This is a genomic window from Silvanigrella sp. (assembly GCF_044369315.1).
In the GTDB taxonomy this organism is placed as follows: Bacteria; Bdellovibrionota_B; Oligoflexia; order Silvanigrellales; family Silvanigrellaceae; genus Silvanigrella.
The window spans coordinates 1-16,366 of sequence record NZ_JBIPMD010000055.1 but is presented as its reverse complement, the minus strand read 5'-3'; the positions used below and the strand labels follow the sequence as shown (position 1 = coordinate 16,366).

General features: G+C 30.2%; 14 protein-coding genes and 1 pseudogene. 6 read left to right on the top strand and 9 right to left on the bottom strand.

Annotated features, from left to right (window positions below; all coding sequences use genetic code 11):
- Window positions 1–114: 114 nt before the first annotated feature.
- The 4 genes from ACIQ56_RS06680 (at window position 115) to ACIQ56_RS06665 (ending at window position 3,662) form a co-directional block, all read left to right on the top strand.
- The gene (locus ACIQ56_RS06680) at window positions 115–432 is read left to right on the top strand and encodes an STAS domain-containing protein (RefSeq protein ID WP_397600292.1); all 318 of its coding nucleotides are present in this window, start codon (window positions 115–117) and stop codon (window positions 430–432) included.
- Window positions 429–821: an ATP-binding protein gene (locus ACIQ56_RS06675; protein ID WP_397600291.1), complete on the top strand. Its 393-nt coding sequence runs from the start codon at window positions 429–431 to the stop codon at window positions 819–821. Before ACIQ56_RS06680 ends, ACIQ56_RS06675 begins: the two co-directional genes overlap by 4 nt.
- Window positions 818–2,722 (top strand): SpoIIE family protein phosphatase, encoded by a 1,905-nt coding sequence (locus ACIQ56_RS06670; RefSeq protein WP_397600290.1) that lies wholly within the window; start codon window positions 818–820, stop codon window positions 2,720–2,722. Before ACIQ56_RS06675 ends, ACIQ56_RS06670 begins: the two co-directional genes overlap by 4 nt.
- Window positions 2,723–2,879: 157 nt before the next feature.
- Window positions 2,880–3,662, top strand: coding sequence for a substrate-binding periplasmic protein (locus ACIQ56_RS06665; protein WP_397600289.1), 783 nt, complete (start codon window positions 2,880–2,882; stop codon window positions 3,660–3,662).
- Here the strand turns inward: ACIQ56_RS06665 and rlmN are convergent.
- The 8 genes and pseudogenes from rlmN to lspA form a co-directional block, all read right to left on the bottom strand.
- Window positions 3,659–4,777, bottom strand: coding sequence for a 23S rRNA (adenine(2503)-C(2))-methyltransferase RlmN (gene rlmN / locus ACIQ56_RS06660; RefSeq protein ID WP_397600288.1), 1,119 nt, complete (start codon window positions 4,775–4,777; stop codon window positions 3,659–3,661). The genes ACIQ56_RS06665 and rlmN overlap by 4 nt on opposite strands.
- Window positions 4,778–4,784: 7 nt before the next feature.
- A complete protein-coding gene (locus ACIQ56_RS06655; RefSeq protein ID WP_397600287.1) occupies window positions 4,785–5,690 on the bottom strand; it encodes an alpha/beta fold hydrolase in 906 nt (301 codons plus the stop codon).
- Window positions 5,691–5,700: 10 nt separating this feature from the next.
- A complete protein-coding gene (locus ACIQ56_RS06650) occupies window positions 5,701–6,642 on the bottom strand; it encodes a ribose-phosphate diphosphokinase (RefSeq protein ID WP_397600286.1) in 942 nt (313 codons plus the stop codon).
- Between the two features lie 211 nt (window positions 6,643–6,853).
- Window positions 6,854–7,540, bottom strand: coding sequence for a hypothetical protein (locus ACIQ56_RS06645; RefSeq protein ID WP_397600285.1), 687 nt, complete (start codon window positions 7,538–7,540; stop codon window positions 6,854–6,856).
- Window positions 7,541–7,547: 7 nt separating this feature from the next.
- Window positions 7,548–7,847: a hypothetical protein gene (locus ACIQ56_RS06640; RefSeq protein WP_397600284.1), complete on the bottom strand. Its 300-nt coding sequence runs from the start codon at window positions 7,845–7,847 to the stop codon at window positions 7,548–7,550.
- 288 nt (window positions 7,848–8,135) lie between these two features.
- Window positions 8,136–9,631: pseudogene (locus tag ACIQ56_RS06635) on the bottom strand (carboxypeptidase M32).
- A 13-nt stretch (window positions 9,632–9,644) separates the two neighbouring features.
- On the bottom strand, window positions 9,645–12,134 hold the full coding sequence (locus tag ACIQ56_RS06630; RefSeq protein WP_397600283.1) for an ATP-dependent Clp protease ATP-binding subunit: 2,490 nt from the start codon (window positions 12,132–12,134) through the stop codon (window positions 9,645–9,647).
- A gap of 66 nt (window positions 12,135–12,200) precedes the next feature.
- Entirely contained in the window at window positions 12,201–12,827 is a 627-nt protein-coding gene (lspA, locus tag ACIQ56_RS06625) for a signal peptidase II (protein ID WP_397600282.1), read from the bottom strand.
- Window positions 12,828–12,979: 152 nt separating this feature from the next.
- Between lspA and ACIQ56_RS06620 the strand changes: the two genes are divergently transcribed.
- Window positions 12,980–15,055: a hypothetical protein gene (locus ACIQ56_RS06620; RefSeq protein ID WP_397600281.1), complete on the top strand. Its 2,076-nt coding sequence runs from the start codon at window positions 12,980–12,982 to the stop codon at window positions 15,053–15,055.
- A 29-nt stretch (window positions 15,056–15,084) separates the two neighbouring features.
- The gene (locus ACIQ56_RS06615) at window positions 15,085–15,789 is read left to right on the top strand and encodes a Crp/Fnr family transcriptional regulator (protein WP_397600280.1); all 705 of its coding nucleotides are present in this window, start codon (window positions 15,085–15,087) and stop codon (window positions 15,787–15,789) included.
- On the opposite strand, the gene ACIQ56_RS06610 is transcribed toward ACIQ56_RS06615, so the two are convergent.
- Window positions 15,786–16,259, bottom strand: a complete 474-nt coding sequence (locus tag ACIQ56_RS06610; protein ID WP_397600279.1) for a sugar dehydrogenase complex small subunit — start codon at window positions 16,257–16,259, stop codon at window positions 15,786–15,788. The genes ACIQ56_RS06615 and ACIQ56_RS06610 overlap by 4 nt on opposite strands.
- Window positions 16,260–16,366: the final 107 nt, after the last annotated feature.

Sequence of the window (16,366 nt, the reverse complement as noted above, 5' to 3'; positions counted from 1 at the left end):
ATCGAATTCGTGCTCATTCTGCCCTTGATTATCATGCACCTTTAGAATATGAAGAAAATTATGAAATTTAATAGTCCACTTTTCGGGGATCATACCAAAATTAGGAGATAGATTATGCTATATATTAATCATACATTACAAGAAAAAACATTAAATTTTGATTGCGATGGCAGTTTAGACATTGAAAGTTTTGAAAACTTTGATAAATATTTCACTGGTAATTATGATAAATCTTTTGAAAGAATTGTTATCAATCTTAAAAAAGTAAATTACATTAGTAGCGTCGGTTTAAGAAGTCTTTTAAGATGCGCAAAACAGGTGTATTCAGATAAAAATAAAATTTTTTTAAAAGTTGAAAACGAAATGGTTAAAAATATTATAACATTATCAGGTTTTTGTAAAATACTTCCATTTATTGAGGATGAGTTATGATCTATAAAGTAAGTAAAACAAAATTGGATGTCATCCGCTTTTTAAATTTTGTTGAAAATAGCTTAGACATTGAGGTTACAAAAAAAGGAAATTTAAAATTAGTTTTAGAAGAGCTTTTAACAAATAGTATAAACCACACATCAAATAACATTAAGCCCTTAGAAATTGAAATTGATGTTCATAATGATTCTATTAATATAGAATATCATGAATATTCAGACTTGTTTAATATTTATGATTATTACAATGAAAAAGATATTATGGAAGATAATATTAATAAAATGGAAGAAGGTGGGCTAGGAATTTTTTTAATTTTTAATCTTATAAAAAATTATCAATTTATTTATGACAAAAAACATTTAAAAAACATTATGAAGTTTAACATATGAGCCCAGATTTTAAAAAAATAAATCAAGATTTTGAAATTTATATTAAAGATATTTTGATAAAAAGTGTTATTGTTTCAGTTTTGCTAGCTTTAATCGCATTTTTTATTTTATTTTTAAGATTGTTATCCTTTAATATTGAATTACAAAAAGAACACATTGAGAAAAACTCTCAAATTATCAACAGCCAAATAGATTATATTTCTAATCATATTGTAACTTTAAAAAATTCTTTTATTTCATTTAAAAAATTTGACCATAAATATAAGTTTGATAAAAGAAATAGCAGCAAAGACTCTTTAAACAGATACATTTACAATTCAAATGAAATTGGTACATTTATTTCTTTATATAAGCCAATAAATGTCTTCTTAGATGAATTTTCAGCTCTTGAACATTTATCCGTACAAATTAAAAATTTTCAAAAAATTGATTATATTCTTTGGACTTATTATTACTCTAAAAATAAATTTGTATATGTGCATCCCAAAATTAAGAAACCTATTACATATAAATTTTCTGAACTATCTTATGCAGGAGATATTCTTGAAAATACAGCAACAATAAATAAACCTTATATTTCTCCAATATATCAAGACGCCATTACAAATAAAAAAGTTTTTTCTCTAACAATTCCTTTATTTCAAAATTCGATCTACCAAGGAACATTTGCAATTGATATTGATTTAGAAAAATTATTTCAGAGTGTCACGAATTTAAATAAAAATACAAAACATGTCGATCTTTTTTTAGTCGATAGAAAAAATCAACATTATTCTTTAGAAGACGAAATTATAAATAGCAGTTGGTTTCATTTTAATGAACACTCCAATATAAAATCTGGTTTTAATTTTAATCAAATGAAAGTTTATAATACTCAAAATATTGTAGATGGGACTGTTCTTGTTAGCAGTTTTTCTGTTAAAAATATTCTTTACAACTCTTTGTACGATCCTAATTTAATTTATTTTATATTTGTATTAGGAATTTTTTATCTTTTTATTTCTTTAACCTATTTTAGGTATATAAAACCGCAGCAAAATATTTTAATTGGTGTATTGGAATACTTAGATTCAAACAAGGATACTAAAGAGAGTAAATTAAACAAAATTACAAAAGAAGTCTATAAAGCGTTCAAATATCTTATTAGTGAGTTTACTGTGAAAATAAAAATTGATAACGACATAAGACACAGTAAAGAAACAATCGAATATTTTATTAAAAGCCAACATTCTGATGATTATTGTGGATATTTAATAAACCCTGCTTTTAATTTTAGTGGAGATTATGTTAAAATTTTTGATTTAGGACAATCAAAAAGAATTTATTTTATAGCCGATGTCTCTGGAAAAGGTGTCGGAGCTATGATATTAGTGAATCAAATAGATTTTTTCTTTAATTTTCACTTAAAAAAAATATTAGATTTAAAATCTTTTGAAGCTGTTCTTGAAGATTTTAACTTATATTTTGTTGAAAAAAATATGAATTGTAACTTTATTGCTTTTAAAGCTATTTATATTAATAAAAACGAAGAGACATTAGCAATCATAAATGCAGGTTTTCCAAATATATATTATTGCAACCATCATAATAAAATAATAGAGTTAAATAATATCAATTCCTATACTCCATTAGGCATAATAGAAAATGAAAAGTATGAATTTAATGAGATTAAAATTGCGGACTCCATTCATTATATTTTTTCAACCACAGACGGTATTTTAGAGCAAATGAATAAAAATGGTTTAATTTATCAATCTAAATTCGTTACCGTATTAGATGAAAGCTTAAAATTTGATAAAATTCCAGAGATGATCAAATTTATTTGGAATGATTTTTTTAGTTTTATTGATGCATATGAAAATCAATATGATGATTTTACGCTTTTAATCATTAAGGTATGACCCTAAAAATATTACTCACTTCATTTTTTATTTCTCTTTTACTTTATAACTTTTAAGTAATTTATAAAATTATTCAACTGACAAATATGCCACAGTAGAATTCAATCTTTTTTTATTTTATCATGTCTTAAAATCTATTATTTGGGGAATATGAGATATGAATGTCAATAAAGTAAAATTTTATGCGCTCTTTTTTTTCTCATTTTTTATCTTTGAAAATTTATTTGCCGCAGAAGAAGAGATTAAGTTTGAAACAGATATTTGGTGCCCTTATACCTGTGATGAAAAATTAGATGGTTCAAAAGGTTTTGTTATTGATGCTGCTTTAAAAATATTTGCAGAACATCATATTAAATTTAGCTCCTCTGTAGCTCCCTGGGCTAGGGTTTTGATAAGAACAGAAAAAGGGGAAATTGATGCCATGGGAGCAGCTTATAAAGAGGGAAGAGAAGAAAAATATCTTTTTCCTGAAGAAGATTTTGGCAAAAGCACAAATAGTTTTTTTGTTCTCAAAGGGAACAAATGGAAATACAAAACCCCAGAGTCTTTAAAAGATATCATTTTAGGAATCACAATTGGTTACGTTTATGGGGGAGCAATAGATACCTTAAACAAATTTGCAAAAAAAGTTTCTGCCACTGGTGGCGACAATGGCTTTGAAAGAAATCTTGATAAAGTTAACAAAAAGGAAATTGATGCTGTCATAGAAGAAAGCATTGTTGGTGAATACACGTTAAAAAAATCTAAATTAAATGATAAAATAAGTGAGGCGGGTACCATTGGGAAAAAAGCGGGAGTATATATAGCCTTTACAAAAGCAAAACCAACTTCTCTTCGTTATGCAAAAATTCTTTCTGATGGTTTAAAGAAAATGAAAAAAAATGGGGAATATCAAAAAATATTAAAAAAGTATGGTTTAAATCCAGCAAAATTTAATTAATTTTTTGTTTTAGCAGATAAATATTCACGTCTTCTTGCTAAAGCAACAGTCCTTGGTGGTAAATTGATTTCATCTTTTCTTTTTGCAGCAAGTTGTCCACAAGCGGCGCTGACATCTTGCCCACGACTGTATCTTACGGGAGCAGGAATGGATCTATCTGTTAAATATTTTTGAAAAACACGCATTTGATCAAAATCTGTAGCGACCATATTAACAGCACCAGGATGCGGATTCATTGGAATTAAATTCACTTTTGCTTTCATTCCATGCAAAAACTTTACTAATTTTTTTGCATGAAGAATGGAATCATTCACACCTTGGATCATCACATATTCAAAAGTAATGCCATGGCGTGTTTGAATAGGATATTCTAGTAATGCTTTTTTTAATTCCTCTAAAGGATATTTTTTATTTACAGGCATCATTCCAGAGCGTTGCGAATCATCTGCGGTATGCAATGAAATTGCTAAGGCCACAGGAACATCATTGCCTAAACGAAGGATTTCTGGAACTAACCCAGAGGTAGAAACCGTCACCTTGTGTTTAGATAAACCAAATAATTTAGGATCAATTAAAGCTTTACATGCATTGACTACATTATCATAATTATCGAGAGGTTCTCCCATTCCCATAAAAACAATATTTGTTACCGATCGATTTAATATATTTCTCTCAATCAGTCTTTTATTTGCAATAACAACTTGTGTTAAAATTTCACCCATTGTTAAATTTCTAGTTAATCCCATTTTTCCAGTTTGGCAAAAAGTACAAGCCATTTTACAACCAACCTGACTACTTACACATAAAGTAACTCGATTGTCAGATGGCATTAAAACGCATTCTGCAAATAAACCGTCTTGAAGTTTTAATAAGATTTTTTCACTGCCATCTTCAGAAGGTAACAAAGTATCAATTTGTGGTAAAGACCAATTAAATTCTGAATTTAATTTCTCTCTTAAAATTTTTGGAATATTTGAAAATTCTAAAGGAGAAAAATTGTGGCGAATGTACATCCAATCCATAATTTGTCTGCCTCGAAATGATTTGTCACCATTTGCCACAAACCATTCCGACCAATCTTTTTCATTCATATGGATAGCGAGTAATTGAGACATAAATTCCTTATTTCAAAAAATTGCTAATATCAATTGCAAATTTTTCAGGTTCTTCAATTAAAATTAAATGACCAACTTCACTATAGATAGTCAATGAAGAATCTGGAATGTTGTTACTTAAATACGATGCATTTTCAACAGGAATAATTTGATCTTCATCACCAGAAATTATGAATGTTTTTGCTTTAATTTCGGATAAATGATTTGATCTATCAAAAGATGCTGATGCATAAAATTGAATTTCAGCATCCTTATTATCTTGTTCATCGGATTTTGACTTTACAAGAGTTTTACACATCATTTCAAACAATAATGAGGAGTTTTTTAAAAACCTTTTCCCAAAATAACGGGCCATATGTTTTTTTGTAGATTCCAAGTTTTCATAATGATTTTTGTATTCTAAAGCAAGAGGATCTTTCACCTCTACAGGCCAAGTCCGCCCTTTTCCTCCCGCTGTTGTGCTTATTAAAAACAATTTATTTACTTGAGAATGATAAGAAGCAAGAGTTTGAACAATCATGCCTCCCATACTAATTCCAAGTAAAGAAAAGGTATTTAATTGAAGAGCTTTACAAAACAAAGCAGAAAGGGCTTCTACATCTCGAGCCATACACATTACTGTTAAAGGCTCTGTCGAATTTACTGTCGTTTGGCCACAAAAACGATTGTCTAAGGCAATCGTAGCTGTAGTTGGAGAAAGTTTCTCTATTTTTTTGCGAAAAGCTCTGAAATCGAGGCGATTCCGCTGATAACCATTAACAAGTACTAGTAAATTTTCACAAGGCTGCAATGATGGGGAAAAATCGAAAGCGATCTTCGCCCCTTCAAATTCAAGGTATTGTAAACCTTCTGTTAATTGAACTTTTGATTCAAATAAAGAAGAGGGCAAAGAAGAAAAATCAATATTTTCCACAATTTAACCCTTATATAAAGAGATTGCTGATGGAATCTGAATTGTGAATTCTACGAATTGCTTTTCCTAAAAGCTCGGAAACACTTAAAACTTCTATTTTAGTGCATTTTGCGGCTTCGTCTGTCAGAGGAATGGTGTCTGTAATAAATAATTTTTCAATACAGCTGTCATTTAAACGGTTAATTGCAGGCCCTGATAAAACACCGTGTGTTGCTGCTGCATACACTTTTAAGGCACCATTTTCACGCAAAACAGCGGCAGCTGAAGTTAAAGAACCCGCTGTATCACAAATATCATCAAATAAAATTGCTGTTTTATCCCTAACATCACCAATTAAATTCATAACTTGGGAGTCACCAGGGCGATCGCGGCGTTTATCCACAATAGCAAGACCACAACCAAGCACTTTGGCAACGGCACGAGCTCTTTCCACGCCACCCGCATCAGGAGATACGATAATAGGATTATCAAGTTTCATCTTAGCGAAGTGTTCTACAAAGACAGGTTTGCTATAGAGATGGTCAACAGGTAAGTTGAAAAAACCTTGAATAGCTCCCGTATGAAGTTCAATTGTTAAAATTCTATTTACACCGGCACTGACTAGTAAGTCAGCAATTAATTTAGCGGTAATAGGTGTTCTTGGAGTACTTTTGCGTTCTTGTCGGCTGTAACCATAATATGGAATTACTGCCGTAATTCTTTGAGCACTAGCGCGCCTTAAAGCGTCTATCATGATAAGAAGTTCCATGATATTTTCATTCGCTGGTCTGCAAGTTGGCTGAATGATAAAAACATCGCGCCCACGTACGTTACTTTCAATTTCAATACGGGTTTCCCCATCAGAAAATCTTCCTATTAAAGCTGTTCCAATCGGAACATCAAGGTATTGGCAAATTTTATTTGCTAATTCACGATTGGCATTACCTGAAAATATGAGAAGTTCGCTTTCCATATGTTTAACCCATAAATAAGAGTAAAAAGAGCTCACAAGACCCTTTTTCTGTATCGGGAAAAGCCTGTAAAAGCAACTTGAAATTCAATTCAATTTGAATACAATTCCTTTGCTTAAAAAAACCAACTTTAATTGCCATATATTTAAACAGTTATAAACGAAAGATCTAGAATTTATAATTCACTTTAAATTCAGGATAGTTAGAAAAATCTTATAAATAACAACCTAATGTAAAATTGAGACTCCAAGATTTGTAAAAGTTAGAAATGCCATTATACGAAACACCATTATCATCTTGGTAATTGTTAAATTGTAGGTAAGAAGTTGAATAAGATACTCCAGGTCCAAAATAAAAATGAGATGTTTTAAATAAAACATTTGCATTCGCACCTAAACTAATATGATTCATAATAGAAGGGGCTGCCGTTATTGTCGTTCCATCTGATTGAGTGATTGTTCGAGTTAAAGAATTATAAAATCCAAAATAAGCGAATGGGTTTAACACAAAGTCTATCAAACTTGTTTTAAAAAAATAAGCTAAATCCAGTCCTGTTTGAAATGAATTAAAATTAATATCCGAATTGCTATTTATTTTTGAATTATTATTAAAAGATAAGTTTTGGTACCTTACCCCTACCCCATAAAACCAGTTATAATCTTGAGAAAATGGAAACATAAATTTTAAGAAAGCATTATAACCCGTATAATTATTATCACTAATATTTGCTGCAGAATAACCAGCACCGCTTAAAAATGAAAAATAATTTAATGAATCATATTGCTTATTTTTTTTAGCTAAAAGATACTTCCCTAATTTAGAGTTTTTATCTACCATTTTAAGACGAACAATTCCCATAGAACTATACTGTTTTTCTTCCTCAGGTTCATATATAGACACGGGTATTTTAGGATAATTTTTGATTAAATATTTTTTTTATGGACAGAATTCTATCTTCAGATAATTTTTTATTTCTATTTCTTTTACCAAAAGAATCACTTGAAGCAAATACATCTATAGAAATAACTTCATTTTTTAAAAAATATTTTCGAATACATTCATCTAGTTTTTTTCCATTAAAATTCGTTTGATTAAATTCAAAATCAACATAACAATTGATTTGAATCTGTTTTGCCTGAGAATCTAAAGCGTAAGATTTTGAAATAAATATAATTGTGCAGAATAAAATAACAAATAATTTTGTCATAATAAATTCTGATTCCTATACGAACTGAAATAAAAAACAAAAAATATATAAATATATTTATATATAAAAAGCGCTACTCAACTCTTTTACAAATCGCAACCATTGGTTCCATCCTTAGAACCTAAACCCATCCCTAGGCAAACAGCAGAATTTAAGCGCTGAAGTCCAATATGAGGTTTCCTTTTCCCCCTTCCATAGGGGTCATTTGTAATGAAGCTGAGTAACGCTGAAAACTCTTTCGTCTTAATTGCAATTTTATAAACATGAAAGATATTAATAGAGCGTCATTTATTTGATAGGATATTTTTTCTTAAGGTAACGCATATAGGGATCAATTGTAAGGTCTCTTTTTGTTGCTCTTTTCAATACTTCTAGACCATTATATTTCTTACCATGTTGGTATAAATTTTCTTCAAGCCATTTTTTTAAATTTCCAAAAGAACCATTTTTAATTTCATTTGATAATAAAGGAATTGCTGCTTCTGCAGCTTCAAAAAATTGAGCGCTCATTATATTCCCTAATGTATATCCTTGAAATTCGCCTCCAATAAGGCCACAAAACCAATGAACATCTTGTAAACAACCCAAACGCTTGGTACAGTCATCCCTAAATCACTTAAGTAACGTGCATTCCAAGCTTCGGGTAAGTCTTTTACTTTTAAGTTCCCTTCAAGCATTTGAAGTTCTAAATCAAAACGGATCATAACATGAATATTATATGTGAGTTCATCGGCATCTGTTCGAATTAGGGAATTTGATACTTTATTAATTGCAGAATAATACTCTTGTAAAGAAACAGCATTTAGTTGCTCGGGAAAAAACTTTTGCAATTTTGGATAAAAGTATTCCCAAAAAGCATAACTTCTACCCACTATATTTTCCCAAAGGCGTGATTGACTTTCATGAACTCCAGATGATGTTCCACCAAAAAGAGGGGTACCATCTAATGAAATATCATTTCCAAGTTCATAAAAGGCATGTCCTGTTTCATGAATGGTACTAAAGAGACTTTCTGCTAAAAAATTCTCTTGGTATCGAGTCGTAATACGAACATCTCCATGAGAAAATGAGATCATAAAAGGATGATGGGTGGTATCTATTCTTCCTCGATTTAAGTCATAGCCTAAATCTTCAATTAATTTTTTATTAAATTGCTCTTGTAAAGCAAGTGGATAATGTTTTTTTAGACAAGAATCATCCGCTTTGGGATGATTTAATACTTCTTTAACAAAAGGAATTAAATCTTTTTGAAGTTGATGAAATATTTCTTTGGTTTTTGTTGTTGTAAAGCCACCATCATAATTATCTATCAAAGGATCTGCAATATGATTATATTCAAAACAATTTGCATATTTTTTAGATAACTCTAAATTTTTTTCTAAAAAAGGCTGGACTAATTTAAAATTATTTTGTTCTTTTGCTTTAATCCATGCTTCATAAGAATTTGATTGATTTGTAATGATTTCAGAAATCAATTGGGATGGAACTTGAATGGCTTTCAAGTAGTTTTTTCTGACTTGCCTTATGTAAGAAGATTCAAAAGAATCATAAGGTGTATCTTTTTCAAATGTCTTTAATTTATCTAACAATGTTCCAATTTCTGAATTTGTAAATTTCTCATGGGCTATTTTACCTAACGTAGCAAGTTGCCTTCCACGTCCAGTAGTACCAAGGGATGGCATAAAAGTATTTTGATCCCAAGATAAAACAGAAGATGCTGCATTAATATTTTCAACTTCTGAAATAAGTTCTGTTAATTTAGAAAAATCTTTTAAAGATTCCATTATCTATTCCTAATTATTCAATAGTTACTTTAATTTGTTGGTTAGGTTCTTTTACCAAAACAACGTTTAATATTTTGCCATTAACAAAACCTGTTTCTTTATTTTTTCCTTTTACAATAATCTCTTGGGCAATTCTATTTTCAATTTCTGTTTCTAAAAGTCTTCTTAAAGGACGGGCTCCATTTAAAGAACTAAAACCTCTTGCTGCCAAAAACTCTTGTGCTTCATTTGAAATTTTAAAATCGAGACCTTGGTTTTTCACTTTTTTTGCTAACTTATCTAAATTTAATTGCAGAATTTTCTTTATATCATCTTTATTTAGTTTCTCAAATACAATAATTTCATCAAGCCGATTTAAAAACTCTGGTTTAAATGCTTTTTTAAGCTCACCTGTAACCAAATCACTTACTTCACTATGTGAAAGATCTTTATCAAACCCACCAAGACCCACAGATCGTTTATTTGAACTGATATGTTCACTACCTAAATTACTTGTAAAAATAATAAGTGTATTTTCAAAACTTACTTTCTGTCCTTCCGCATCGGTTAATCTTCCGTCATCTAATATTTGTAAAAATAAATTAAAAACATCAGGGTGTGCCTTTTCTACTTCATCAAAAAGCAAAACACTGTAAGGTTGTCTTTTTACTTTTTCAGTTAATTGTCCACCCTCTCCATACCCGACAAATCCTGGGGGAGATCCGATTAATTTTGAAGTTTCATGACGCTCCATAAATTCGGTCATGTCAAAACGTAACAAGCGTTGTTCATCATTTAAAACATATTCAGCGAGAGCTTTAGCAAGCTCTGTTTTACCAACACCAGTTGGTCCCAAAAAGAAAAAACTTCCAATAGGCGCTTTTCTCTCACGCAAACCAATTCTATTTCTTCTTAGTGCATTCGCAACAGAGACGATAGCTTGTTTTTGTCCGATGAGTCTTTTCGATAATTCGTCTTCTATATGTGCTAATTTTTCAAGATCTTCTGCTTGTAATCTTTTCGTTGGAATACCTGTTACCTTAGAAACCAATTCGGCAATATCATCAGAAGTAACAATACGTTCTTCTTGTTTCATTTCTGATTCCCATTGTTTTCTGCGTTCTGATATTTTATTTTCCAGATTTAATAATTCCATTTGCGCACTGGCAACCATTGCAAAATCTTGGCGATTAAAATAATCATTTCTTTCAATATCTTTTTTTGCTTTTTCTTGCTCTAGTTTTTGAATATCTGGGGGAATGCTTACCACTTTAATTCTTTTTAAAGCACCAGCCTCATCAATTAAATCTATAGCCTTATCTGGAAGACTTCTGCTAAATATATATTTGTTACTTAATTCAACAGCGGCATCCAAACTTTCAGGACTGTATTGAATTTGATGATGCTTTTCATATTTAACGGCAATCGATTTTAAAATTTCTTTTGCATTGGCAATAGAAGGTTCTTCAATACGAATCGGTTGAAAACGCCTCTCTAAAGCTCGATCACTTTCTATATATTGTTTGTATTCTTTAAATGTTGTTGCTCCAACATATTGAAGCTGTCCTGTTGCAAGCGAGCTTTTTAAAATATTGGAAGCATCTAAAGAACCCGAAGTTCTTCCTGCACCAACAACTGTATGAATTTCGTCGATAAATAAAATAACTTGTCCTTCTAAAGCGATAATTTCTTCTTTTACAGCTTTCAAACGCTCTTCAAACTCTCCATGCATTTTACTACCAGCAACAAGATCTGCCATTTCAAGACTTAAAACACGTTTTCCAACCAGATGATCAGGAACTTCAAGATCAACAATACGCTGAGCAAGACCCTCAATAATTACTGTTTTACCTACTCCTGGTTCTCCAATTAAGACAGGATTATTCTTTTTCCTTCTTGATAAAACTTGAACAACTCTTTCAATTTCAGAATCGCGAGAAGTAACAGGATCCAACTCGCCTCGACGAGCCATTGCTGTAATATCTCTTGTGTATTGAGTTAAAGCACTTTGTTTTGCTTCATCATCCCGATTTGTTACCCTATGATTTCCTCTAACATTTAATAATGCTTTTTTTGCTTCTTCATAATTTAATCCTGCTTTTACAAGAATATCTCTTGAACTTAATCTCGAATCAAAAAAGGCAAGAAATAAAGTACCAGTACTTATATAGGCATCACCAAAATTTTTTCTTTCGAAATCTGCTCTTTCTAATAAAAAAGCAACTTCAGGAGATCCATACATTCCTGTTGGATCGCGAGACTGAGAAAAATGGGTATCCTGTTTTTTTTGAAGTTGATTGATGCTATCATAAATTCCATTTATAATAGATGTTTTAACTAAAACTTCATCTAATTTACATTCATCTGCAATTTTTAACGCGATCGAGTCTTTTTGTTCAATAATAGCAAATAATAAAAACTCAGGAATTAACATTTTAACCTGAGCATTCAATGCTTCTGTTATACCTGATTGAAATATTTCATTAACTCGGTGGGTAGAATTTTTAAGGAACTGCTGTGCCATATCTAAATCTCCATTAAGTTCTGAAAGTCCAGAATACAATGGAACATTTACCGAAATCTGTATTTGTCAACCTTTTGCCAATTTCTTTGCTTTTCGATTTCGAATTTCATCAATAATAGCATCTAATATCAAAATGATAACACCGCCAGTAACAGCGCAGTCTGCTACGTTAAAAACAGGATAATCATAATTCCAACCCAATATATCCCATTTAAAATGAATCCAATCTATTACATAATGCAACCACACTCTATCAATAAAGTTTCCAGCAGCTCCTGAAAAAATAAAAGCAATACCTAAACGAGACATCGTTTGTTTTGTATTTGTCTTAAAAAAAAGAATTAAAATAATAAGCATTGCGATACTAGTTAAAACATAAAAAAAGTATGGCCTTATGTTCTCAGGTAAATTCCCTAAAAACCCCCAAGCAGCTCCTGTGTTACGAACGTAAGTCGTATCAAAGCTCAACCAATTTTGAGAAGAACCAATCTTAAAAATTGAATCAGAAATTTGTGAGTAATTTCTGATATCAGTTAAAGAAGAATTTACCATATATAATTTTTCAGACCAAAGTTTTGTAGATTGATCTAAAATTACAAATCCTAAAAACAGAAAAAAGAAACCAAGTAATGAATATTTATGTTGCTTAGGCTTATTTACTTTTGATGTAACGTTGGATGAGATATTTTGCATTTATGACCCTTTAAATAGAAACCAAACACGCATACAATTAAAGCAAATCCGCATTCTTAGCAAGTGCCGATTGAGGATCTCCATCGGAGCTGATATGTAGAACAGACTTCGCTCCTCTTTTTAACAGCGACACATACAATAGCAGGTTATTTATGAAAGAGTTTCTCTCTACTGAAATATTACAAAAAATGATGAAACAAAAGCAAAGTTTAATTGCTTTAAATCCTAAACTCCAGAATTTTTTTACTGACATTTTTTTTACATCATCCGAATTAAAAACAAAAATTCCATTTTTACCTATTCGTTGTTTTCGAGACTTCAATTTACATACACAAATTGCTTCGGATAAAGATACCATTTTTTATTCCAGCGGTAGCACAAACTCAATTCAGGCAAAGCATATTTTTACGGAAGAAAGATTAGAGTTATATTCAAAAAATTCTTGTCTCGGATTTGAGCGCTTTTTAGACTTACATCATTTAAAAAGAGATATTCCTATTATCAGCCTTATTCCACCAGCAGATATTTGGACTAAAAGTTCGATTGCTGCCATGATTGGAATGTTTAAACACAATGGTTTTAATTTAGAATACTGTGATGTTGAATCAAACCCACAAAACATTGAAAAATTATTACTTAATCCAAAATATAATGAAAATATAATTATATTTGGAACAACATTTCATCATTTAATTGTAGCAGAATATGTTCAAAAAAATAAATTAACACAAATATTCAAAGGACAAAAACTCAACATAATTGATACGGGTGGTACAAAGGGACGAACACAAAGTTTTAATCTTCAAGAAACCATTCAAATTATTAAAGAGTCCTATAGTAATCCTTCTGATTTTTCGTTTTTATCTGAATATGGAATGTGTGAGTTAAGCTCACAAGCATGGTCATTGAAAAAAATACATGATGGTTCATTTAAATGTAATGAAACTTTAACACCCGTTGTTGTTAACTTAAATGAAAATAGAGTTCTTGGAGAAGGGGAATATGGCTTTTTAGCCTTTTTTGATTTCATAAATATGGAATCTTGGCCATCTATTATAACCGAAGATATTGCTTGTATTATTGATCAAAAAGAAGGTATTTTTGATTTAAGAGGACGAGCTCCTGATGCTACTTTAAAAGGCTGTAGTTTAAATGTAAAAGATAGCTTTTTCTTTCTAGACATTAAAAATGAAAATGAAATTAAAGATTCCCAAATTAGCCCCATAACTTCCCAAAAACAATTTAAATCACAAGAAGATATTCACAAATTTATTCAAACCTTAAATCCATCTTTTTGGACTTCATATTGCTGGTCTGATCTTGCAGATTCTTTAATAAGCTGGAATGAAATTCAAGTTAAAAATTCTGGAAAATTAGCAGAAAAAAATATACTTATTATTTCATCTGCAAATATACCAATTGCGTGGCTTTATCCAACAAGAGTAGCTTCCTTAATGGGAGCAAAATCAGTTCATATAAAATTGCCAAGCTTAAGAAATGAAGATCCATTTGCTAATAAAATAAGATCAAAAATTGAAGACCTCGTAGAAAAATTAAAACCCTATTTTTTCCCAACTGAAATCGTTATTGAAAAATCACGATCTATTTCAAAAGATTATCAAGATTTTGATTCCGTCATTGTTTTTGGTACTGATACAACAATACATACTTTTAAAAAACTTTTAAGCGGAAAAAATACGCATTTAATACCTCAAGGTGATATTAAAAACAGCTTAACAATTAATTTACATTATTCTACTGAAGAAGTAGCAAAACTTTGTAGTTTATGGCATGGAAGAGGATGTTTAACTCCGATTTGTTTATTTATGACAGGTCGTGATGAAAACAACACATTAAATTGGATTCAGGAGTTTCAACTTATTTTAGAAAATAACTTTATGGAGAGATATAAAGAAGAAGGTATTATTTCAAAATTTATTCATGACACTCAATTTTTATATACAAAAGCTATTATAAAAAATTTAGGTCTTGAAATAGAGAAAACAATTTTTTCAGGTAAGTTAACACATGTTTTTAATCTAACAAAACTTACAAAAGATGAAATTTTACACAGTAGGTTAGACTTTTCATTTGGAGGAAGTGGATTTGTTTTTGTTTTAGATGAGTCTGTAAAACCTTTTTTTCCACAACTTTCATCGGAGAAAATTATTCCAACTTTACTTGATAAACATGACGGGAAAACATGGGAAGAATGGCTTGATTATTAAAAATATGGTTTTAAATGAAGGATATTTTTGTGAAAAAAAATGAAACAATGAATTCTGCTAAAAAATTTATGACACTTTTCCCTTCATTAAACCAAGAAGAATTAGAGATACTAATTCAAAGTTCAACAGAGTTAAGGGTAAAAAAAGAACAAAATATATTTATAGCAGGCGAAAAAGCATATTCCATTTATTTTATAACTTCTGGTTGCGTTAAATTTTCAAAAGAATGTGACAGAAATAGATCTATTATAAGCGGCTTGGCTAAAGAAGGTGATTGTTTTGGTATTTATGAAATGTTTGCAAAATATCCTTATTATGAAAGAACATGTACTGCAATAACACATTGTGAATTCATGTCTGTCCCCAATGTGGCTATTTCAGGAATAGGGAAAAAAAACTCTTCTATTTATTTAGATTTTTTAAGAAGGATTTGTCGGCACTCTTCCATGTTATACAATCGAATTGAAGGTGTAAGATATAAAACAGCAAAGCAACGCCTTGCTGCTTGTTTTTTAGAAATTTACCCCTATTTTATGAATAGAGATAATGTGAAAAGAGCCTATTTAAATCGAAGTGATTTTGCAGATCTTTCCGATATGACACCAGAAACTGTTAGCAGGGTTTTTTCAGAACTAAAAAAAATGGGGGCCATTGAGGGGAATATTTCTGATTTTAATATTGTGGACTTAAATTTGCTAAAAGAAATTGCTGAAGAAAAATCATATGACAACTAAGTTAACTTTGGTTTTTTAGACCAATATCCAAATTTTCCTCCACAAAACCCTTGCGGTTTCATTCCTTTTAGTTTTGTCCATGTATGAGAACCTGTGTAAGTAACTAAACGACTTATTCCGTTTACTTTGACAATTCCTGTAAACCAACTAATTAATATTTCTTTTGACAATTTTTTTAAATCTCTTCTTGTTTCAGGAATTTGATTTTGATTATAGGCATAAAGCTCTATAATTTTTCTTTTATTTTGTTTATTAGCCATAACTAAGTGCTCAAAGTATTTTTTTCCTAGCTCTAAATCCAGCTCATGATCACCCGTTAAATTTTCAGAGATTTTCATAAATTTTTTAAGAATATCATTATCACTTTCAACATAAGAATTGATTGTGATTCCAATAGATGTTGTTCCAAACCCTTTGACTAAATTTGATATAAATTTTCTTTTTTTTATATTTTTGGTAGGTAGAGACATGACTTTTATTTCCTTTCAAATAAAGTAATTCATTGCCATGAAACCCCTGCAGAACCGGACTTGTAGTTTTCCCACATCCGGCTCCCAGAGATGATATTCATTGCGTA